Source organism: Xanthomonas sp. BRIP62415, assembly GCF_003993515.1.
Taxonomy (GTDB): Bacteria; Pseudomonadota; Gammaproteobacteria; order Xanthomonadales; family Xanthomonadaceae; genus Xanthomonas; species Xanthomonas euroxanthea.
Genome location: NZ_QEZH01000031.1, coordinates 68,450 through 88,079, shown reverse-complemented (window position 1 = coordinate 88,079; position 19,630 = coordinate 68,450). Strand labels below are relative to the sequence as shown.

Here is a 19,630-nt window from a genome sequence, read left to right as displayed (position 1 = left end):
CGGAGGTGTCTTCTTCCGGATCGGCCGTGCGCGTGCCGCAATGCCTGATTCCGGCCGCCCCTCCCCGCAGGAGCCAGACGTAGGCGACGTGGCCGTCAGCGTGGCCGATGTGCTGGCCGCACAGGCACGTCTGCGCAAGTACCTGTCGCCCACGCCGCTGCATTACGCCGAGCGCTTCGGTGTGTGGTTGAAGCTGGAAAATCTGCAGCGCACCGGCTCCTACAAGGTGCGCGGCGCATTGAACGCGTTGCTGGCGGGCCTGGAACGCGGCGACGAGCGCCCGGTGATCTGCGCATCGGCCGGCAACCATGCGCAGGGCGTGGCGTGGTCGGCATATCGGTTGGGCGTGCAGGCCATCACGGTGATGCCCTACGGCGCGCCGCAGACCAAGATCGCCGGCGTCGCGCACTGGGGTGCCACCGTCCGCCAGCATGGCAACAGCTACGACGAAGCGTTTGCGTTCGCGCGTGAGCTGGCCGAGCAGAACGGCTACCGCTTTCTGTCCGCCTTCGACGACCCGGACGTGATCGCCGGGCAAGGCACGGTCGGCATCGAACTGGCTGCGCATGCCCCTGACGTGGTGATCGTGCCGATTGGCGGCGGCGGGCTGGCCTCCGGTGTGGCGCTGGCACTGAAATCGCAAGGTGTGCGCATCGTCGGCGCGCAGGTGGAGGGCGTCGATTCGATGGCCCGTGCCGTGCGCGGCGACTTCCGCGAAATCACTCCGGTCCCCACGCTGGCCGATGGCGTGAAGGTCAAGATTCCCGGCTTTCTGACCCGCCGCCTGTGCTCGAGCCTGCTTGACGATGTGGTGATCGTGCGCGAGGCCGAATTGCGCGAGACCCTGGTGCGCCTGGCGCTGGAGGAACACGTCATCGCCGAGGGCGCTGGCGCGCTGGCACTGGCTGCCGGTCGTCGCGTGTCAGGCAAACGCAAGTGCGCGGTGGTCTCTGGCGGTAATATCGACGCAACTGTTCTGGCCACACTCTTGTCCGAGGTGCGGCCGCGGCCGCCACGCAAGCCGCGTCGTCGCAATACCGAGCGACTGCGCAACGAACGCAGCGCCAAGTCACTTCCCGAAACACCCGTTCTTTCCCGCCCATCCGCAGTCGCTTCAACGCCTGTCACCGCCATCGCCGTAGAGGAGTCATCCTGGTGAACACGACCGTATCCAACCAGACCCCGCGTATCCGAATTTTCGACACCACCCTGCGCGACGGCGAGCAATCCCCCGGTTGCAGCATGACGCCCCAGCAAAAGCTGGTGATGGCGCGCGCGCTGGACGAGCTCGGCGTGGACATCATCGAAACCGGTTTCCCGGCCAGTTCGCATTCCGACCGCGAGGCGGTGGCGATGATCGGCCGCGAGTTGCGTCGCCCCACGCTGGCGGTGCTGTCGCGCTGCCTGCAGGCCGATATCGAAACTTCCGCACGTGCACTGGACGCGGCCGCCAATCCGCGCCTGCATGTCTTCCTGTCCACCAGCCCGCTGCATCGCGAGCACAAGCTGCGCATGAGCCGCGAGCAGGTGCTGGAATCGGTGCACAGGCATGTGACGCTGGCGCGCGGCTATATCGACGATGTCGAGTTCTCCGCCGAGGACGCCACGCGCACCGAAGAGGATTTCCTGGCCGAGGTCGCGCGCGTCGCGATCGCCGCCGGTGCCACCACGATCAATCTGCCGGACACCGTGGGCTTCACCACGCCGGAAGAAATCCGCGGCATGTTCTCGCGCCTGATCGCCAACGTGGAAGGTGCCGACAGCGTCATCTTCAGTGCGCACTGCCACAACGACCTGGGCCTGGCGGTGGCAAATTCGCTGGCGGCGATCGAAGGCGGCGCACGCCAGGTCGAATGCACCATCAACGGCATCGGCGAGCGCGCCGGCAATTGTGCGCTGGAAGAAATCACCATGGCACTGAAGGTGCGCGGTGCGTTCTACAACATCGACACCGACATCAACACCCCACGCATCGTCTCCACCTCGCAGTTGCTGCAACGCCTGGTCGGCATGCCGGTGCAGCGCAACAAGGCGGTGGTGGGCGGCAATGCGTTCGCGCACGAGTCGGGCATCCACCAGCACGGCATGCTGCGCCATCGCGGCACCTACGAAATCATGCGTCCGGAAGACGTGGGCTGGGAGTCCTCGCAGATGGTGCTGGGCCGCCACAGCGGCCGCGCGGCAGTGGAGCAGCGCCTGCGTGCCCTGGGATATCTGCTGGAGGAAGAAGAGGTCAAGCTGGTCTTCGAGCAGTTCAAGGCATTGTGCGAAAAGCAGCGCGTGGTCACCGACGCGGACCTGCAGGCATTGATGCAGGACGCCACCGTGCAGGAAGGGTACCGGCTGGCGTCGATGACCATCAGCGATGTCGGCAGCCGTGCCAATGCGCTGGTGGAATTGTCCGATCCGGAAGGCAACCGCGTGGCCGAAACCGCGCAGGGCAATGGTCCGGTGGACGCGCTATTCGGCGCGTTGGCCTCGGCCACCGGTGTGAAGCTGGAGCTGGACAGCTACCAGGTGCACAGCGTGGGCATCGGCGCGGACGCACGTGGCGAAGCCAGCCTGAGCGTGCGCCACGACGGCGTGGAATACGAAGGCACCGGCACCAGCAAGGACATCATCGAAGCCAGCGCACTGGCCTGGCTGGATGTGGCCAACCGCCTGTTGCGTCAGCGCGAGCGCGGCGTGGTCGCGGGTAAGACGGCTGCGGTGGCGTAGCACCGCTCATTCGCTGGACAATGCAAACCTGACGGCCGGCAGAGTGATCTGCTGGCCGTTTTGGTGTTTGGTGCTGATGTTTGGTGTTCCAGCTTTCTTGCAAGTGCGTCAGCTTTCTGCGGGCGCCTGTGTACCTACCGACACGGGATGCGGCGCCGTGCCACCGGCCTTGCGGCGGTGTCTGCGGGTTCTGTGCGAGTGCTCCGGTCTCCTGCGGGCGCTTGCACGCGTACCGGCGTGGGACACGCCGCAAGTACGTCCTTGTAGGCTCTGGCGCGGCATCCATGCCGCTCAAGGTCCCACACCGGCACGCGCGCAAGCACCACCAATTGCTATCGGCTGCGGAACGAAATGCAGAGGGCATGCTGGGCTGGAGGTCCTTCGGAGCATCCATCCTGGCGCCATGAGAGCAGATAGATGGCGTGCCGATTACATCGGCCACGAAGTCCACAGGCATCAACACGTGCTTGAAGCATTGCTTGCCGATCAGCGGCGGCAATATTGGGAGCGTGGTGTTGCGTCCGGGGGCGGGACCGTGTGGCGGCATGGATGCCGCCACCGAGCCTCCAGGGACGGATTCACGGCGTGTCCCGACACCGGATGCGGCACCGCGCTGCCGACCAGCTCCGCTTACCGATCAATCTTGCGCACGACATCTGGCGTTCCACGCGAACTTAAAAGCATTGCTTGCCGATCAGCGGCGGCAATATTGGGAGCGTGGTGTCGCGTCCGGGGGCGGGATCGTGTGGCGGCATGGATGCCGCCACCGAGCCTCCAGGGATGGATTCACGGCGTGTCCCGACACCGGATGCGGCGCCGCGCCGCCGATCGACTCCGCATACCGATTATTCTTGTGCACCACATCTAGAGTTCCACGCGAATGCTTCGGTCTGCTGCGGGCGCTTGCACGCGTAGCGGCGTGGGACACGCCGCAAGTACGTCCATGTAGGCGCTGGCGCGGCATCCATGCCGCTCAAGGTCCCAAGCCGGCACGCGCGCAAGCACCACTAGTTGCTGTCGCCAGCTGAGGACAGGGATGCGGCATTGCACTACCGACCAACACCCGCATGCCGGCCACTCCTGCGCACCAGAACGCGTCAGGAATGCGAGCGCTGTTACAGCGCGGCCACCACTGCATCCCCCATTGCCATGGTGCCGACCTTGGTCGTGCCTTCCGACCAGATATCGGCGGTGCGCAGGCCCTGGTCGAGTACCTTGCCGACCGCTTGCTCGATGGCGTCCGCCGGAGCCGATTGCGCGAAGGTGTAGCGCAACATCATTGCCACCGACAGGATGGTGGCCAACGGATTGGCAATCCCCTTGCCTGCGATGTCCGGCGCGGAGCCATGACATGGCTCGTACATGCCCTTGTTGTTGGCATCCAGCGAGGCCGAAGGCAGCATGCCGATCGAGCCGGTGAGCATCGACGCCTGGTCGGACAGGATGTCGCCGAACATGTTGTCGGTCACGATCACATCGAACTGCTTGGGCGCGCGCACCAACTGCATCGCCGCGTTGTCCACGTACATGTGCGACAGCGCAATGTCCGGATAGTCCTTGGCCACCTCTTCGACGACCGCGCGCCACAGCTGGCTCGATGCCAGTACGTTGGCCTTGTCGACCGAGCACAGCTTCTTGCCGCGCAGGCGTGCCATCTCGAAGCCGGCCTTGGCGATGCGGCGGATCTCGCTTTCGCTGTAGGGCAGCGTGTCGTAGGCCTGACGCTCGCCATTTTCCAGCGTGCGCGTGCCACGCGGCTGACCGAAATAGATGCCGCCGGTGAGCTCGCGCAGGATCAACAGATCCAGCCCCGACACCACCTCAGGCTTGAGCGTGGAGGCATCGGCCAGCTGCGGATACAGCAGCGCCGGACGCAGGTTGGCGAACAACCCGAGCTGCGAGCGGATCTTGAGCAGGCCGCGCTCCGGGCGCAGCGATGGATCGATGGTGTCCCATTGCGGGCCACCCACCGCACCCAGCAGCACCGCGTCGGCGGCGCGTGCGCGCTCCAGCGTTTCGTCGGCCAGCGGGCTGCCGTACTTGTCGTAGGCCGCACCGCCCAGTTCGTCATATACCAGGCTGACACCCAGCCCATGCTGCGCATCGATGCGCGTCAGCACCTTGACCGCTTCGGCCATGATCTCCGGGCCAATGCCGTCGCCGGGAAGAATCAGAATCTGCTTGCTCATGCAATCCTCGTCAGTGAAATCAACACAGCGCAGCACGTCCTGACGCAACCGGGGCGTTGGCACGTGCCGGCGGAATTACTGCAGCGCGCCGAACAGCCACGGTTGACGCGCGCGATGCCCTTGCTCGAAGCGGCCGATCGCATCGGCGTCCTGCAGGGTCAGACCGATGTCGTCCAGCCCGTTGAGCAGGCAGTGCTTGCGGAACGCATCGATCTCGAAGCCGTATTCCACGCCATCGGGGCGGCGCACGCGCTGTGCGGCCAGATCCACGGTGAGTCGGTAGCCCTCGGTGGCCAGGCATTGCGCGAACAGGGCGTCCACTTCTGCTTCGGCCAGCACGATCGGCAGCAGGCCGTTCTTGAAACTGTTGTTGAAGAAGATGTCGGCAAAGCTGGGCGCGATCACCGCGCGGAAGCCGTATTCGTCCAGCGCCCACGGCGCGTGTTCGCGCGAGGAACCGCAGCCGAAGTTCTCGCGTGCCAGCAGGACGCTGGCGCCCTGGTAGCGCGGGAAATTGAGCACGAACTCCGGGTTGAGCGGGCGCTGGCTGTTGTCGCGGCCAGGCTCGCCGACGTCCAGGTAGCGCCATTCGTCGAACAGGTTCGGCCCGAAGCCGGTGCGCTTGATCGACTTGAGGAATTGCTTGGGAATGATCTGGTCGGTATCGACATTGGCGCGATCCAGCGGCGCCACCAGTCCGGTGTGTTGGGTGAAAGGGGTCATTGAAAGGCCGGGAATTGGGAGTAGAGAATGGGGAATTGGCAGAGCGGAGACGGGACGGACGTTGCGATTCTCTATTCCCGATTCTCGATTCCCTGCAACGCACGCACATCAACAAAATGCCCGCTGACCGCCGCTGCTGCGGCCATGGCCGGGCTGACCAGGTGGGTGCGGCCGCCGGCGCCCTGGCGGCCTTCGAAGTTGCGGTTGGAGGTGGAGGCGCAGTGTTCGCCGCTGCCCAGCTTGTCCGGGTTCATGGCCAGACACATCGAACACCCCGGCTCGCGCCATTCGAAGCCGGCGTCCAGGAACACCTTGTCCAGGCCTTCGGCTTCGGCCTGTGCCTTGACCAGGCCCGAGCCCGGGACCACCAACGCCTGCTTGATGGTGGAGGCAACCTTGCGCCCCCGGGCCACCGCAGCGGCCGCGCGCAGATCCTCGATGCGCGAGTTGGTGCACGAGCCGATGAACACGCGATCCAGGCGGATCTCGGTGATCGGCTGGTTTGCCCGCAAGCCCATGTATTTCAGCGCGCGCTCGATCGAGTCGCGCCGGGTCGGATCCTGTTCGGTTGCCGGGTCCGGCACCTGCTGGTCGACCGCCAGCACCATTTCCGGCGAGGTGCCCCAGCTGACCTGCGGCTTGATGTCTTCGGCACGCAGCTCCACCACGGTGTCGAAGTGCGCGTCCGCATCGGAAACCAGCGTGCGCCACAGTGCGACGGCGGCCTCCCAGTCGGCGCCCCTGGGCGCGAACGGGCGGCCCTGCACGTAGGCAATGGTCTTTTCGTCCACCGCCACCATGCCCACGCGCGCACCGGCTTCGATGGACATGTTGCAGATGGTCATGCGCCCTTCCATCGACAGGTCGCGGATCGCGCTGCCGGCAAATTCCAGCGCATGGCCATTGCCGCCGGCGGTGCCGATCCTGCCGATCACCGCCAGCACGATGTCCTTGGCAGTCACCCCGAACGGCAGCGTGCCCTCCACCCGCACCTGCATGTTCTTCATCTTCTTGGCGATCAGGCATTGCGTGGCCAGCACATGCTCGACCTCGGAAGTGCCGATGCCGTGCGCCAGCGCGCCGAACGCGCCATGCGTGGAGGTGTGCGAATCGCCGCAGACCACGGTCATGCCCGGCAGGGTGGCGCCCTGCTCGGGGCCGACCACATGCACGATGCCCTGGCGCGCATCGTTCATCTTGAACTCGAGGATGCCGAAATCGTCGCAGTTCTCGTCCAGCGTCTGCACCTGCAGCCGCGAGACTTCATCGGAGATCGATTCCAGCCCGCCCTGGCGCTCGGCCCGCGTGGTCGGCACGTTGTGATCGGGCGTGGCGATGTTGGCATCGATGCGCCACGGCTTGCGCCCGGCCAGGCGCAGGCCTTCGAACGCCTGCGGCGAAGTCACTTCATGCAGGATGTGGCGATCGATGTAGATCAGCGACGAACCATCGTCGCGGCGCGTGACCTCGTGCAGGTCCCACAGCTTGTCGTACAGCGTCTTGGCAGTCATTGCGGCGATCCGGTTGGCGGATGGTGGGAGCACCCACCTGGCTGCGTTCGATGCTAGGAGCTTGCCTTCGATAACGCAAATTCATATTGTTTATTCAACAAATGAAATTTGGGAATGGCAATGGACCTGGCAAGCCTCAGCGCCTTCGTGGCGATCGCCGAAAGCGGCAGCTTTTCGGCCGCCGGCGAGGCCCTGCACCTCACCCAGCCGGCGGTGAGCAAACGCATCGCCTTGCTGGAAGGGCAGTTGTCGGCGCGATTGTTCGACCGCCTGGGCCGCCAGGTGGTGCTGACCGAGGCCGGCCAGGCCTTGCTGCCGCGCGCGCAACGCATCCTGGCCGAGCTGCAGGACACCCGCCGCGTGCTGGAGCATCTTGGCGCGGCGGTCGGCGGGCGGCTGAGCCTGGCCACCAGCCATCATGTCGGCCTGCATCGCCTGCCCGCCCTGCTGCGCCGCTTCGCTGCGGAGCATCCTCACGCAGCGCTGGACATCCAGTTCCTGGATTCGGAGCTGGCCTATGCCGCGGTGCTGCGCGGCGAGGTGGAGCTGGCGGTCACCACGCTGGCACCGGACACGCGTGCGCCGCTGCGCGCGCAACCGATCTGGCATGACCGCCTGCAGTTCGTGGTGGCGCCCGATCACCCGCTTGCCGCATTGCGCGCGGTGTCGCTGGAGGATGTGGTGGCGCATCCGGCGGTGCTGCCGGATCCGGGCACGTTCACCCATCGCATCGTCGCCGGTCTGTTCGCCGGGCATGGGCTGGTGCCGAGCCTGCGCATGACCACCAACTATCTGGAGACGATCAAGATGCTGGTGTCGGTCGGCCTAGCGTGGAGCGTATTGCCGGAACGCATGATCGATCACCAGATCGTGGCGCTGCCGCTGGCCGATGTGACGCTGTCGCGCGAGCTGGGCTGCGTGACCCATGGCGGGCGCACCTTGTCGCGCGCCGCGCAGGCGTTTGTTGCCTTGTTGAACGCGCAGGCGGACCAGTTGCAGGAGTAAGCGCGGCAGCGCCATGCCCCTGGCAACGCGACAGGCTTACTGATCCACCAAGCGGTCGCGCCCCAGCCGCTTGGCCTGGTACAGGCGGCGGTCTGCCAGTGCCAGCAGTTCGCGGCGGCTCGGTGCTTCATCGCTCATCGCCATGCCCATGCTGGCGGTGCAGCGCACCGTCGTGCCCTGCGTCTCGATGCCGATCGCCGCCAGCCGCTGGCGCATGCGCTCGAACAGCGCGCGTGCCTGTGCAACGTCCACCCCCACTGCCGCGAGCAGAAACTCTTCGCCACCGTGGCGCGCGGCGAAGCACTGCGCCTGATCCTGCTCGTTGAATGCTTCGCCGATCGCGCGCAGCACCGCATCGCCGACCTCATGGCCGTACTCGTCGTTGATGCGCTTGAAATGGTCGATATCCATCAGCACCAACGCCAGCGAGGGACCACCGGCGCGCGCATCATCGAACCATTGCTGCAGGACGCGCTCGGCCTCGCGCCGATTCGGCAAGGCGGTCAGCACGTCGTGGCTGGCGCGGTATTCGAGCTGGCGCATCAGGGCTTCGCGCTCCTGGCTGGCCTGCTGCAGCGCGAGGTTCTTGTCGCTCAACTCACGGGTGCGTGCGTCGATCACCGTATTGAGTTGGCGCTGACGACGGCGGTAGCTGGCGGTGCGCCACAGATAGAGCCCGTAGATCAGGCTGCCCAGCCCGAGGATGCCCAGGGCGATCACTTCGCCACGCCGCCACCACGGCGGCGCCAGTGCGATCACCAGGCTGGATTCGCCCACCAGCGCGGTCTGCCGCCAGTCCACCGGCAGCGACATCGCCTGGACGCGGAAACGGAAACGGCCCGGCGACAGATTGGTGTAGACCGCTTCGCTGGCGCTGTCGGCGTCCACCCAGTCCGGGTCGAAGCCTTCCAGCCGGTAGCGGTAGCGCACCTTGTCCGGGCCACGATAATTCAGCCCCGCATAGACAATGGCGATGCGCCGGGTCTCTGCGCCGAAGCGATGCAAGCCATTGAGCGGCTGCACCGTGCCGTCGACCAGCAGCCGCTCGAACACGATCGGCACGCGATGGCCTTGCAGGGTGCCCACGCGCGCCGGATCGATCACGCCCAGGCCCGCAGCGGTGGGAAACAGCAGCTGCCCGGACTGGGTCATCCAGCCGGCCGGCGCGCTGCTGCCGTTGCCCTGATTGCCGGGCATGCCGTCGCTGCGATCCACCACCTCCACACTCAACTGCTCGCGCGTGCCGGCATCGAGCTGGTCGAAGTCGCTGCGCGCGATGCGGAACACGCCATGGTTGCTCGACAACCAGAAATAACCGCGGCCGTCGTCGATCACCCGGAACACCTTGTCGCGCGGCAGCCCGACCCGGTGGTCGTAGACGCGGAAGGTCTCTCCACTCAGGCGCAGCAGGCCGCGATCGCTGGCGATCCACAGGTCGCCATTGGTATCGCGCAGGAAGTCGAACGCGTTCTGCCCGGGGAAATCCTGCTCGCCCAGCCATGCGCGCGTACTGCCGTTTGCCGACAGTGCGGTCATGCCACGATCGGTGCCGATCCACACATTGCCCTGCGTATCGCGATACAGCACCTGCACCGAGCCATCGGGTACGCCGTCGGCGGCGGTGAAGCGGCGTGCCTTGCCGTCGCGCCAGCGCACCAGCCCGGCGGTGGTGCCGATCCACAGCGTCTGGCCATCGGGCAACACCGCGCGTACCGACAGCGACGGCAGGCCGTCGGCCGCACCAATGCGCGCCAGCACGCGCCCTTGCGCATCCAGGCGCACCACACCCTGGCTGTACGTGCCGGCCCAGACGCCGCCATCGCCGGCATCGGCCAGGGCCAGCACCGATTGCTCCAGCACGCGGCCGCCCTCGTTTGGCACCACCGACACGCGGCTGATCCGGTTGTTGTGCCAGCGGTCCAGGCCCACCGCGCTGCCCACCCACACGGTGCCGTTGCCGGTCTGCAACACCGTGCGCACGTAGTCCGAGGCCAGGCCGTCTTCGTGGGTGACGCCATGCGCGGCGCCTTCGGCAATGCGGAACAGGCCGTGCGTGCTGCCGACCCAGATCAGGCCCTCGGCGTCTTCCAGCAACGCCGGGCTGGCGACGCCCGAAATGGCGATCTGTTCGTCCGGCGTACCCGCGCCGCCATGCACCACCAGCGTGCCCGACGGCAGGCTCATCCACAGATGCCCGCGCCGATCCAGCAGCAATGCATCCACCCGCTGGCCTTGCCGGAAACGCTGCAGTCCGCCACCGCGGCTCCACCACCACACGCCGTCGTCGCCAGCGACCAGCAGGCCGCCCTGACGATCGCTGGCCAGCCGTCGCACCGGTGCGGCGCGCATGCCATGTGCCTTGCCCCAGGCCTCGGCCACAATGCCACCGCGGGGCAGACGATAGAGCCCGACTTCAGTGCCCACCCACAAATCGCCATCGGCATCGGCCGCCAGCGCGGTGATGCGCGCGCGCGGCAGGCCGGCCTGGCGCCCGACGTCCACCACCCGCCCGTCCGGTTCGATGCGGTGCAGCGTCTGCGGCGTGCCCACCCACAATGCGCCATCGGCGCAGCGCAGCAGTGCACTGACCGCCAGGTGCCGTGCCGAAGCATCGCCCAACTGCTGCCAGTGGCCGTCCTGGTAGTGGTAGACCCCATCGAAGGCGGTGCCGAACAACATCCCGCCGGCGCTGTCGCGTGTCACCACGAACACGCCCCCCAGCTCGACACCCGGTGTGTTCTGACGGTCATACACGGTGAAGTCGCGGCCGTTGAAGCGCGCCACACCTTCCCAGGTGCCCAGCCAGATCAGGCCATCGGCGCCCTGCGCCACCGCATGCACCAGATTGTGCGGCAGGCCGTCGTCCATGCTCCAGCGCGTGACGGTGTGGTACGCGGTATGGGTCGGCGGCTGGGCGCCGGCCGGCCAGACGCCGAACAGCACGCAGGCCAGCAATGCCCATCGCCACAGCAGCCCGGTCCGCCGCACGCATGTGCTGCGGACGCAGCCCGTTTGCGCATGCGCCCCGACCCTGTCCACGCTCCCCATCCCCTCGTTGTGCTGGCCAAAGGGGCTGCCGACGTGCGCCGACAGACCGTTAGCCAATCTATCACCGGGGGTTTTTCAACGCGCTAGGTGGATTCCCCACACCGATGGGATGCACCATGACACCGGGAGGCATTCAGCCGAAACAATTACCGGCCATAACCAAGCTGGTGCGCAGCTAACGCCTGGGCGCGGCCGTTCCTGAGCGCTTGCCTGCATTCCACCGGCAGCGAGTATAAATATAGAACCCGATGGTCTAGTATTGGCAGCATGTCCAGCTCGCCCCCCCTCAAGTCCAAGGCCAGGAGCAACGGCCCCGGACGGCCCAAGGATCTTGGGAAACGCGCCGCCATTCTTGGCGCTGCCCGCACCATGTTCATGGAGCAGGGGTATGCCGGGGTCAGCATGGATGGCATCGCCGCCCAGGCGGGCGTTTCCAAGCTCACTGTCTATAGCCATTTTGGCGACAAGGAGAGCCTGTTTTCCGAGGCGATCCGTGCGCAATGCCAGCATATGATGCCGGACGACCTGTTCGATCATGCTCCCGAGGGCGCGCTGCGCGATCAGCTGATCGAAATCGCCGACGCCTTCTTCGCCATGGTCAGCACCGAGTCGGCCATTGCCACCCACCGCATGATGATGGCACCCGGTACCGGCGACGTACATGTGCGCGAGATGTTCTGGGATGCCGGCCCCAAGCGAACCCAACGGGCGCTGGCCGATTTCCTGTCCGCACGCGTGGCCGACGGGCAGCTGAAGATCGACGATGTGGCACGCGCCGCGTCCCAGTTCTTCTGCCTGCTCAAGGGCGAGCTGTATGCGCTGATGATGTGCGGCCTGCACGGCCAGCCCACCCGCGCGCAGGTGGACGAGCACTTGCAGGCCAGCGTGGATTTCTTCTTGAGGGCGTATGCGCCGCGCTGACCGCCCCCGGCCTTTGGTGGCGATGACTTCCGGCACTGCGTCGTTTGCCGGCGCGCAGCGATGCTAGATGCGCCAGTTGCCCCGTGCACCGGTAAAATGCCTGCCCCACCGCGTTGGATAACCGCACCATGACGATCGATTTCTCCCAGGCCCGCGAAAAGATGGTCGAACAGCAGATCCGGCCGTGGGACGTGCTGGACCTGCGCGTGCTCGACGTGCTGGCGCGCCTGCCGCGCGAGGCCTTCGTGCCCGAGGCCTACAAGACCCTGGCCTATGTCGATGTGGAAATTCCGCTGTCGGCCGGCCACAAGATGATGAAGCCGGTGGTGGAAGGCCGCATGTTGCAGGCACTGGACCTGCAGCCGGGCGAAGACGTGCTGGAAATCGGCACCGGCAGCGGGTTTTCCACCGCCTGCCTGGCCGCGCTGGCCCGCGAAGTGCTGAGCCTGGAGATCGATCCGGCCCTGGCCGCCGCTGCCCGCGCCAATCTGGACAGCAGCGGCCTGGGCAGCAACGTGCGGATCGAAACCGCCGACGTGTTCGGCTGGCAGAGCGAGCGCCGCTTCGATGCCATCTGCGTGACCGGCGCGGTCGATACGCTGCCGACGCAATGGCTGCAATGGCTGCGGCCGAACGGGCGCCTGTTCGTGGTCCGCGGTCACGAACCGGTGATGGAAGCGGTCCTGGTCCGTGGCGACGTCAACGCTCCGCGCATCGAATCGTTGTTCGAAACCGACCTTGCCTATCTCCAGGGCGCCGCACCGACGCCCCGATTCCAATTCTGATTCTGATTCCCAAGGAAGCTTCCCCGATGATCCGCCGATCCCTCGTCCTGGCGCTGGCCGCCGCCCTGTCTCCGATGGCCGCGAACGCCACCGATCTGCTGCAGGTCTACGAAATGGCCCGCAACGGCGATCCGCAGCTGGCAGTGGCCGAGTCCACCCGGCTGGTCAATCGGGAGGGCGAAGTGCAGGCGCGTGCGGCGCTGTTGCCGCAGTTGGACGGCACCGCCGGGTACACCCAGTCGCACCGCGAGTTGGAAGGTGTGGATGGGCGCTCGACCACCAAGCAGCGTCAGTACGCGATCCAGGGCAGCCAGACCATCTTCAACTGGGCGCAGTTCGCCAACCTGCGTGCGCAGCGCGAAGTGGCAAAGGCAGCCGACTTCACATTGGAATCGGCCAACAACGACCTGATCACCCGCACCTCGGCGGCATATTTCCAGGTCCTGGTTGGCATCGAATCGCTGGCGGCGGCAGAGACCAACGAAGCGGCCGCCAAGAAGCAGTTCGATTACGCCGACAAGCGGCTGGAAGTGGGCCTGGCCCCGATCACCGACGTGCATGAAGCGCGTGCCCAGTACGACCAGGCGCGTGCCGACACGATCAACGCGCGCAACACCTTGAAGGATTACTACCAGGCCTTGACCGAACTCACCGGCCAGCCGGTCACGTCCTTGCGCGCACTTCCCGAAGACTTCCGCCCCGAAGTCCCGGCGGCGTACAGCAATGTCGATCAATTGGTGGCCACTGCCATCGCCGACAACCCGGCGCTGAAGTCGCAGCAGTTGCAGGTCAGCGCGGCCGAGGCACAGGTCAATGCCGCACGTGCGGGCCATTACCCGACCTTGAACCTTGGTGCCAATGTCGGCCGCAGCAACAGCTGGGGAGGCGCAGGCACCATCGATCAGGCCGCAGGCAACTTCACCACGCAGGGTCGCGATATCGACACCGACTCGATCGGCCTTACGCTGTCGATTCCGATCTTTGCCGGCGGTGCCACCCAGTCGGCCGTGCGCCAGGCGTTGTCACGCCGCGATATCCAGCAGGACACCTACGAGCAGCAGAAGCGCGCGCTGGACCGCAATACACGCAATGCCTACCAGACCGTGGTTGCCGGCATCAGCGAAGTGGAAGCCCGTCGCCTGGCCGTGGTCTCCGCGCAGGCCGCATACGACGCCTCGCAGGTCGGCCTGGAAGTCGGCACGCGCACCGTGCTGGACGTGGTACAGAACCAGCGCACCCTGTTCCAGGCGCAGCTGAACTATGCACAGTCGCGCTACACCTTCCTGCAGAACCGCCTGCTGCTGGGCCAGGCGATCGGCAAGCTCAACATCACCGACCTGCAGGATGTGAACCGGCTGCTGTCGCAGGATGCCGAGTCCAAGCTGCAGGGCAGTGGCTCGCTGCAGTAACGCAAGCCGACAGGTGACTGAAAAGGCGGGCGCAGGCCCGCCTTTTTTTGTGCGTGACGCGATGTGATGCGATCGCGTGTCGGCCGATCATCCGCGGATTGGCTGCGGAGCCTTGCCCGCCCATCATCACGGAACACGCCGGAAGTCCGTGGCGGCATCCATGCCGCACAAGGCCTTGCGACGCTGGTTGACAAGGATCATCAAGGAGGGTCGGCGTGCCTGCTCCAGGGGCACTGCACACTGCGACGCAGCCGCAGTGACATCCTCAGGACACGGCACCCTCGCTCACCACCGGCGGCAGGTGCGGCGCGATCTGCACCAGCGTCCTCGCCACCGCGCCCTTGCCGTTGGCGACCAGTGCCAGCCCTGCCGCGGCCATCGCCTCACGCTGGACAGGGTCGCCGAGCAGGCGCGCCAGATCGTGGTACACGCTGTCGGCATCTTCGCAGATGGTCACCGCCTCGGCCTCGCGCATGCGCCGCGAAATCTCCGAGAAATTGTGCAGATGCGGGCCGGTGACGGCCGGCGTGCCGACTGCCGCCGGCTCGAGCAGGTTGTGCCCGCCGATCGGCTGCAGACTGCCGCCGACGAAGGCGACCTGTGCACAGGCGTAGAAACTCATCAGCTCGCCCAGGGTATCGATGACAAACACCTTGTCGCGCGCCTGCGGCCATTGCTGGCTTTTACGCGTGGACACGGCCCAGCCACGCTCGCGCGCCACGGCCTCGACCTTGGGAAAGCGCTCCGGGTGCCGCGGCGCCCATAACATCAGCAGATCCGGAAACTGCAGCAGCAGGCGCGCATGGATGTCGGCCACGGCCGCCTCCTCGCCTTCGTGCGTGCTGGCGGCAATCCACACCGGCCGCGTGGCCGGCACGTGCGTGTGGAACTGCGTGACCAGGGCCTGCAGCTGCGCAGGCGCGGCGATATCGAATTTGAGATTGCCCAGCGCGATCACCTGGTCGGGCCGCGCACCCAGCGTGACGAAGCGTTCGGCATCGTCGTGCGACTGCGCCGCCACGCAGGTGACGGTGCGCAGCGCGCGGCTGATCAACGGTGCCAGCAGGCGATAGCCACGCAGCGAGCGCGCCGACAGCCGCGCGTTGAGGATGTACACCGGAATCCCGCGGTCGCGGCAGCCGAACAACATGTTCGGCCACAGCTCGGTTTCCAGGATCAACGCCAGGCGCGGGCGGAAATGCTCCAGGAAGCGACCGACGCTGCCGGGCACGTCGTAGGGCAGATACACGTGGTCCACCGCATCGCCCCAGACCGCGCGCACGCGCTCGGAGCCGGTGGGGGTAATGGTGGTGATGACCCAACGGATATCCGGGCGCTGCGCACGCAAGGCGTTGACCAGCGGCGCGGCGGCATTGACCTCGCCCACCGACACCGCATGCACCCACACCCGCGGGCGACCGCAGGCGTGCGTGTAAGAGGCATAGCGCTCGTTCCAGCGGTTGAAGTATTCGCGGACGCGAAAACCGCGCCACACCAGGTGGTACACCGTCACCGGCAGCAACAGGTACAACAGCGCCGAGTACAGTCCGCGCAACAGCCATTCGATCGGGTCTTTCCGCATCGGTGCAGGATACGGGAGCGTTGCGGCGTGCGCATGTACACGCTGCCGCGCGCGCATGATCCCTTAGAATTGGCCCATGTCCGAGCCCGCCAACGTCGCTGTCCGCCCTTCCCTGCGCAATCCCAGGCACTGGCCGATGTACCTGGCCCTTGCCGTCATGGTGATCGCCGGACGCCTGCCCTGGATGCTGCAGCGTGCGCTGGGGCGTGGCGTGGGCTGGATCGCGATGCGCCTGGCCGGCACGCGCCGGCGCGCTGCCGAGGTCAACCTCAAGCTGTGTTTTCCCGAACAGGACGATGCCTGGCGGGCGCGGCTGTTGCGCGACAGTTTCGATGCGCTGGGCGTGGGCCTGTTCGAATTCGCGCGCGCCTGGTGGGGCAGCATCGATGCGATCCGCCCGGGCGTGCAGGTCGAAGGCCTGGAACACCTGCAGCGCCTGCAGGAACAAAAACGCGGCGTGTTGCTGGTGTCCGGCCACTTCATGACGCTGGAGATGTGCGGGCGGCTGCTATGCGATTACGTGCCGCTGGCCGGCATGTACCGCAGGCATCGCAACCCGGTGTTCGAGTGGGCGGTCAAGCGCGGGCGGTTGCGCTATGCCACGCACATGTTCGCCAACGAGGATCTGCGCGCCACCATCAAGCACCTCAAGCGCGGCGGTTTCCTGTGGTACGCGCCGGATCAGGACATGCGCGGCAAGGACACCGTGTTCGTGCCGTTCTTCGGGCATCCGGCCTCCACCATCACCGCCACCCATCAGCTGGCGCGGCTAACCGGTTGCGCGGTGGTGCCGTACTTCCATCGGCGCGAAGGTGGCCGCTACCTCCTCAAGATCGCACCGCCGCTGGCAGACATCCCTTCCGACGATGTGATCGCCGATACCACGCAGGTCAATGCGGCGATCGAGGACATGGTGCGCGAGGCGCCGGACCAGTACCTGTGGATCCATCGGCGCTTCAAACGCCAGCCGGGTGGGCGCAGCGATTTTTATCGTTGATATCGCGTATCTGGATGCAGGCGGCGCGTGCCGCCGCAGCACCGCAAGATGCAGGAAGAATCAGCGCGGCGGCGGCTGATCTGCGTCGTCGTTGAGCAAGGCACCGGCATACAGGCCGGCCAGCATCAGGCTCAGCCCGCCCCAGAAGCTGGAATAGAACGCCAGATGCGTGTTGAGCGGGAACACCGTGGCCACCAGTGCGATCATCGCCGGGCGTGCCTGCTCGCGCGCGGCCAGGCTGGAATAGCGCCACGCGCGCCAGGCCTGCGCCGCACCGGCCAGCCACAGCAGCAACCCGATCACCCCGGTTTCGGCCAGGATTTCCAGCACGATCTGATGTGCATGGAAGGCTGGCCCATCGCCCCAGGCCGGCGCCTGCGCGGGTGCCGGATTGCAGGCCGGATACGCCTGCCGGAAGCCGCGGGCGCCCACCCCATTGAGTGGATGCGCGTGGATCATGCACAGCGCTGCGCCCCAGATCTGCGCACGCCCGGACAAGGCCTGGTCGACGCCCTGCTGGTCATCGCTGAAGGCCAGCGCGGTGCGCTGGATCCGCTCGCGCGCCTGCGGCGCCACCGCCACCACCCCGGCCGCCAGCAGCGCGCCGACCACCGCCACCGCAAGCAGGCGGCGGCCACCCAGCAACTGCCAGCCGGACAGCAGCACGATCACGCCGTAGGTGATCCACGAGGCCCGCGACCCCGCCAGCACCAGCACCACGCCGACCGCCGCCGCAGCGCCCGCCCAGGCCCAGGCATTGCGCCGCCCCAGCGCCAGTAACAGGAAGGGCGACAGGCTCGCAAGCGTCTGACCGAACTTGAGGTTGCACGGCCCCAGCACGCCGCTGAGGCGGTCGACCAGGGCCAGCTCCTGCAGCGTGCACAGGCCATGCCCGCTGATCAGCTGCTTGATCTGATCCAGGCCGAAGAACAACGGGCTGCTGCCGAACACGGCCTGCAGCAGCGCATCCAGTGTCCACACCTCGCCGATCACCGCCAGGCCGGTGAAGGTGCGCCGACGCCGCTGCGCATTGGCCACCGCGATCGCGCACAACCACATGAACGGCAGATAGCGCAGATCGGTGGCCGACTTGCGCAGCGCGCGCCCCACGTCCACCGCATCGAACGCCGACAGCATCTGCGGCAACCAGTATGCGAAGAACAGCACGCTGGTCAGCGCCCAGGCCGCACCACTGAGCAGCCGGGTGCCGCCACGGAACCGCGCATGCAGCAGGCGGTAGGCCGCAAACAGCGCGCCCAGCGACAACACCGTCTCGGCCAACCCGGGCGTGGGCCATAGCGCCACGAACAGGAGCACCCACAGCGGCGCCCAGCGACCGGCGTCGGGGGTCAGCGCGGACGCAGGTGGGATGGCCTCAGCGGCGGAGTTCGTCATAGACCTTCAGGGTGGCCGCTTGCATGGCCTGCAACGTATAGGGGAGCACGGCGGGCGGTGTCGGCGCCTGCCGCAGCAACTGCAGCGCCTGGGTGCGCAAGGCATGGGCATCGAAGGCCGGCACGGCGCCGCCGGGTTGCAACTCGGCCAGCAGCTCGCCGACGCCGCCGTGCGCCCAACCCAGCACTGGCCGGCCCACCGACAGGGCCTCCACCACGGTGCGGCCGAAGGCCTCGGGCTTGCGCGACAGCTGCAGCACCAGATCGCTGGCGGCATAGGCCTCGGCGATGCGTGCGGTGGGTTCGGTGAAGGCCACCGCCTCGGCCACGCCCAGTCTGGCGGCCTCGGCTTCCAGCTCGCGCAGATAGGCATCACGGCCCGGCTCGCGCGCGCCTGGCAGCCACAACCAGGCCGGCACGCCGGCAGCGCGCACGTCGGCGAGCAATTGCAGGCCGTCGGCATGCCCTTTCAGGCGCGTGCCGCGCCCGGGCAGCAGCAGCAGTGGTGCATCGGCCGGCAAGCCGGGCAGCACGGTCTGTGCCCAGCTGCGCGCACGGCGGTCCGGCCGCGGGCGACGCGGAAACTGGGCGATATCGACGCCGCGCGGGATCGTGCGCAGGCGCGCGGTGTCGGTCTGAGGATAGTGCGTGCAGACGTACTCGCGCACCGTCTGCGAGACGCAGATCACCCGCTCGCCATAGGTCATCACCGCGCTGTAGCGGCTGGGCGAATTGAGCCCGTGCACGGTGGTGACGAAGCGCGGCCGGGTGGCCTGCGGCATGCCGCGCAACGCGTACCAGCCCAGCCAGGCCGGCAGGCGCGAACGTGCATGCACGATGTCGGCCCCCAGTTCGGCGAACAGCCGGCGCAGGCCGACCACATGGCGCAAGGTCAGCAACGACTTGCGTCCGATATCCAGGGTGAGATGTTCGCCGCCCGCCTCCAGCAGCGGCTGGACCAGGCGGCCGCCGGCCGAGACCACCACCGCGCGGTGGCCGGCGCGCACCAGCGCAGCGGCGATTTCCAGGGTGGAGCGCTCGACGCCGCCGGACTGCAGCGCCGGCAGCAGTTGCACCACGGTCAGGCGGTGCATCCGGCCAGGATCAGTCGGCGAGCACGAACAGCGCGCCGCAATACGGGCACTTGGCTTCGCAGTTGGGCTCGTCTTCGATCGGCAGATACACGCGCGGATGCGAGTTCCACAACGCCATCTGCGGCGTCGGGCAGCTCAGCGGCAGATCGCCGCGATGCACGGTGTAGCGCGATTCGGCATTGGCGGGCGCGGTGGCGGTCTGGCTCATGGCGGCACGATCGTAGAGACAAGGCAGAGCGCGGATTCTAGCAGCC

15 protein-coding genes are annotated in these 19,630 nt (G+C 67.0%); 7 read left to right on the top strand and 8 right to left on the bottom strand.

Features of this window, described 5'->3' with window-relative positions; translation table 11 throughout:
- The first annotated feature begins 40 nt into the window (after positions 1 to 40).
- Together EO141_RS16625 and EO141_RS16620 are read left to right on the top strand one after the other, a co-directional pair.
- The gene (locus EO141_RS16625; protein ID WP_104584029.1) at positions 41 to 1,159 is read left to right on the top strand and encodes a threonine dehydratase; all 1,119 of its coding nucleotides are present in this window, start codon (positions 41 to 43) and stop codon (positions 1,157 to 1,159) included.
- Positions 1,156 to 2,718, top strand: a complete 1,563-nt coding sequence (locus tag EO141_RS16620) for a 2-isopropylmalate synthase (protein ID WP_127169722.1) — start codon at positions 1,156 to 1,158, stop codon at positions 2,716 to 2,718. The genes EO141_RS16625 and EO141_RS16620 overlap by 4 nt, the downstream gene beginning before the upstream one ends.
- Positions 2,719 to 3,833: 1,115 nt before the next feature.
- Here EO141_RS16620 and leuB read toward each other — a convergent pair.
- The 3 genes from leuB to leuC all read right to left on the bottom strand — a co-directional run bounded on the left by leuB (position 3,834) and on the right by leuC (position 7,141).
- Positions 3,834 to 4,907, bottom strand: coding sequence for a 3-isopropylmalate dehydrogenase (gene leuB, locus EO141_RS16615; protein ID WP_127169721.1), 1,074 nt, complete (start codon positions 4,905 to 4,907; stop codon positions 3,834 to 3,836).
- Positions 4,908 to 4,982: 75 nt separating this feature from the next.
- Positions 4,983 to 5,630: a 3-isopropylmalate dehydratase small subunit gene (leuD, locus tag EO141_RS16610; RefSeq protein WP_104584025.1), complete on the bottom strand. Its 648-nt coding sequence runs from the start codon at positions 5,628 to 5,630 to the stop codon at positions 4,983 to 4,985.
- A 71-nt stretch (positions 5,631 to 5,701) separates the two neighbouring features.
- Positions 5,702 to 7,141 carry a 3-isopropylmalate dehydratase large subunit gene (gene leuC, locus EO141_RS16605; protein ID WP_127169720.1) on the bottom strand — a complete coding sequence of 480 codons (1,440 nt, stop codon included), beginning with the start codon at positions 7,139 to 7,141 and terminating at the stop codon, positions 5,702 to 5,704.
- 120 nt (positions 7,142 to 7,261) lie between these two features.
- Between leuC and EO141_RS16600 the strand changes: the two genes are divergently transcribed.
- Entirely contained in the window at positions 7,262 to 8,146 is an 885-nt protein-coding gene (locus EO141_RS16600; protein WP_104584023.1) for a LysR family transcriptional regulator, read from the top strand.
- A 36-nt stretch (positions 8,147 to 8,182) separates the two neighbouring features.
- On the opposite strand, the gene EO141_RS16595 is transcribed toward EO141_RS16600, so the two are convergent.
- Positions 8,183 to 11,194 (bottom strand): ligand-binding sensor domain-containing diguanylate cyclase, encoded by a 3,012-nt coding sequence (locus EO141_RS16595; protein WP_164739268.1) that lies wholly within the window; start codon positions 11,192 to 11,194, stop codon positions 8,183 to 8,185.
- A gap of 267 nt (positions 11,195 to 11,461) precedes the next feature.
- Between EO141_RS16595 and EO141_RS16590 the strand changes: the two genes are divergently transcribed.
- From EO141_RS16590 to EO141_RS16580, 3 genes are all read left to right on the top strand, one after another.
- The gene (locus EO141_RS16590; protein WP_104584022.1) at positions 11,462 to 12,115 is read left to right on the top strand and encodes a TetR/AcrR family transcriptional regulator; all 654 of its coding nucleotides are present in this window, start codon (positions 11,462 to 11,464) and stop codon (positions 12,113 to 12,115) included.
- 128 nt (positions 12,116 to 12,243) lie between these two features.
- Positions 12,244 to 12,900, top strand: coding sequence for a protein-L-isoaspartate O-methyltransferase (locus EO141_RS16585; protein WP_104648815.1), 657 nt, complete (start codon positions 12,244 to 12,246; stop codon positions 12,898 to 12,900).
- A 26-nt stretch (positions 12,901 to 12,926) separates the two neighbouring features.
- Positions 12,927 to 14,309, top strand: a complete 1,383-nt coding sequence (locus tag EO141_RS16580; protein WP_104584020.1) for a TolC family outer membrane protein — start codon at positions 12,927 to 12,929, stop codon at positions 14,307 to 14,309.
- A gap of 265 nt (positions 14,310 to 14,574) precedes the next feature.
- Here EO141_RS16580 and waaA read toward each other — a convergent pair whose 3' ends face one another.
- A complete protein-coding gene (waaA, locus tag EO141_RS16575; RefSeq protein WP_104584019.1) occupies positions 14,575 to 15,891 on the bottom strand; it encodes a lipid IV(A) 3-deoxy-D-manno-octulosonic acid transferase in 1,317 nt (438 codons plus the stop codon).
- A 76-nt stretch (positions 15,892 to 15,967) separates the two neighbouring features.
- Here waaA and EO141_RS16570 point away from each other — a divergent pair, with 76 nt between their 5' ends.
- Complete coding sequence (locus EO141_RS16570) at positions 15,968 to 16,888, top strand: LpxL/LpxP family Kdo(2)-lipid IV(A) lauroyl/palmitoleoyl acyltransferase (RefSeq protein ID WP_104584018.1); 921 nt, start codon at positions 15,968 to 15,970, stop codon at positions 16,886 to 16,888.
- A 60-nt stretch (positions 16,889 to 16,948) separates the two neighbouring features.
- Here EO141_RS16570 and EO141_RS16565 read toward each other — a convergent pair whose 3' ends face one another.
- Genes EO141_RS16565 through EO141_RS16555 form a run of 3 tightly spaced genes read right to left on the bottom strand, consistent with a single transcriptional unit; the run spans position 16,949 to position 19,584 of the window.
- A complete protein-coding gene (locus tag EO141_RS16565; protein ID WP_127169718.1) occupies positions 16,949 to 18,283 on the bottom strand; it encodes an O-antigen ligase in 1,335 nt (444 codons plus the stop codon).
- Complete coding sequence (locus EO141_RS16560) at positions 18,264 to 19,376, bottom strand: glycosyltransferase (RefSeq protein WP_127169717.1); 1,113 nt, start codon at positions 19,374 to 19,376, stop codon at positions 18,264 to 18,266. Before EO141_RS16560 ends, EO141_RS16565 begins: the two co-directional genes overlap by 20 nt.
- Positions 19,377 to 19,386: 10 nt before the next feature.
- Entirely contained in the window at positions 19,387 to 19,584 is a 198-nt protein-coding gene (locus EO141_RS16555) for a zinc-finger domain-containing protein (protein WP_006451050.1), read from the bottom strand.
- Positions 19,585 to 19,630: the final 46 nt, after the last annotated feature.

What these genes read in the sequence shown, in the direction of transcription:
- EO141_RS16595 (WP_164739268.1), bottom strand. Translation starts at nt 11,194, where the DNA reads ATGGGGAGCGTGGACAGGGTCGGGGCGCATGCGCAAACGGGCTGCGTC.
- leuD (WP_104584025.1), bottom strand. Translation starts at nt 5,630, where the DNA reads ATGACCCCTTTCACCCAACACACCGGACTGGTGGCGCCGCTGGATCGC.
- EO141_RS16600 (WP_104584023.1), top strand. Translation starts at nt 7,262, where the DNA reads ATGGACCTGGCAAGCCTCAGCGCCTTCGTGGCGATCGCCGAAAGCGGC.
- leuB (WP_127169721.1), bottom strand. Translation starts at nt 4,907, where the DNA reads ATGAGCAAGCAGATTCTGATTCTTCCCGGCGACGGCATTGGCCCGGAG.
- EO141_RS16570 (WP_104584018.1), top strand. Translation starts at nt 15,968, where the DNA reads ATGTCCGAGCCCGCCAACGTCGCTGTCCGCCCTTCCCTGCGCAATCCC.
- EO141_RS16590 (WP_104584022.1), top strand. Translation starts at nt 11,462, where the DNA reads ATGTCCAGCTCGCCCCCCCTCAAGTCCAAGGCCAGGAGCAACGGCCCC.
- EO141_RS16580 (WP_104584020.1), top strand. Translation starts at nt 12,927, where the DNA reads ATGATCCGCCGATCCCTCGTCCTGGCGCTGGCCGCCGCCCTGTCTCCG.
- EO141_RS16555 (WP_006451050.1), bottom strand. Translation starts at nt 19,584, where the DNA reads ATGAGCCAGACCGCCACCGCGCCCGCCAATGCCGAATCGCGCTACACC.
- EO141_RS16625 (WP_104584029.1), top strand. Translation starts at nt 41, where the DNA reads ATGCCTGATTCCGGCCGCCCCTCCCCGCAGGAGCCAGACGTAGGCGAC.
- EO141_RS16560 (WP_127169717.1), bottom strand. Translation starts at nt 19,376, where the DNA reads ATGCACCGCCTGACCGTGGTGCAACTGCTGCCGGCGCTGCAGTCCGGC.
- EO141_RS16565 (WP_127169718.1), bottom strand. Translation starts at nt 18,283, where the DNA reads ATGACGAACTCCGCCGCTGAGGCCATCCCACCTGCGTCCGCGCTGACC.
- EO141_RS16585 (WP_104648815.1), top strand. Translation starts at nt 12,244, where the DNA reads ATGACGATCGATTTCTCCCAGGCCCGCGAAAAGATGGTCGAACAGCAG.
- leuC (WP_127169720.1), bottom strand. Translation starts at nt 7,141, where the DNA reads ATGACTGCCAAGACGCTGTACGACAAGCTGTGGGACCTGCACGAGGTC.
- waaA (WP_104584019.1), bottom strand. Translation starts at nt 15,891, where the DNA reads ATGCGGAAAGACCCGATCGAATGGCTGTTGCGCGGACTGTACTCGGCG.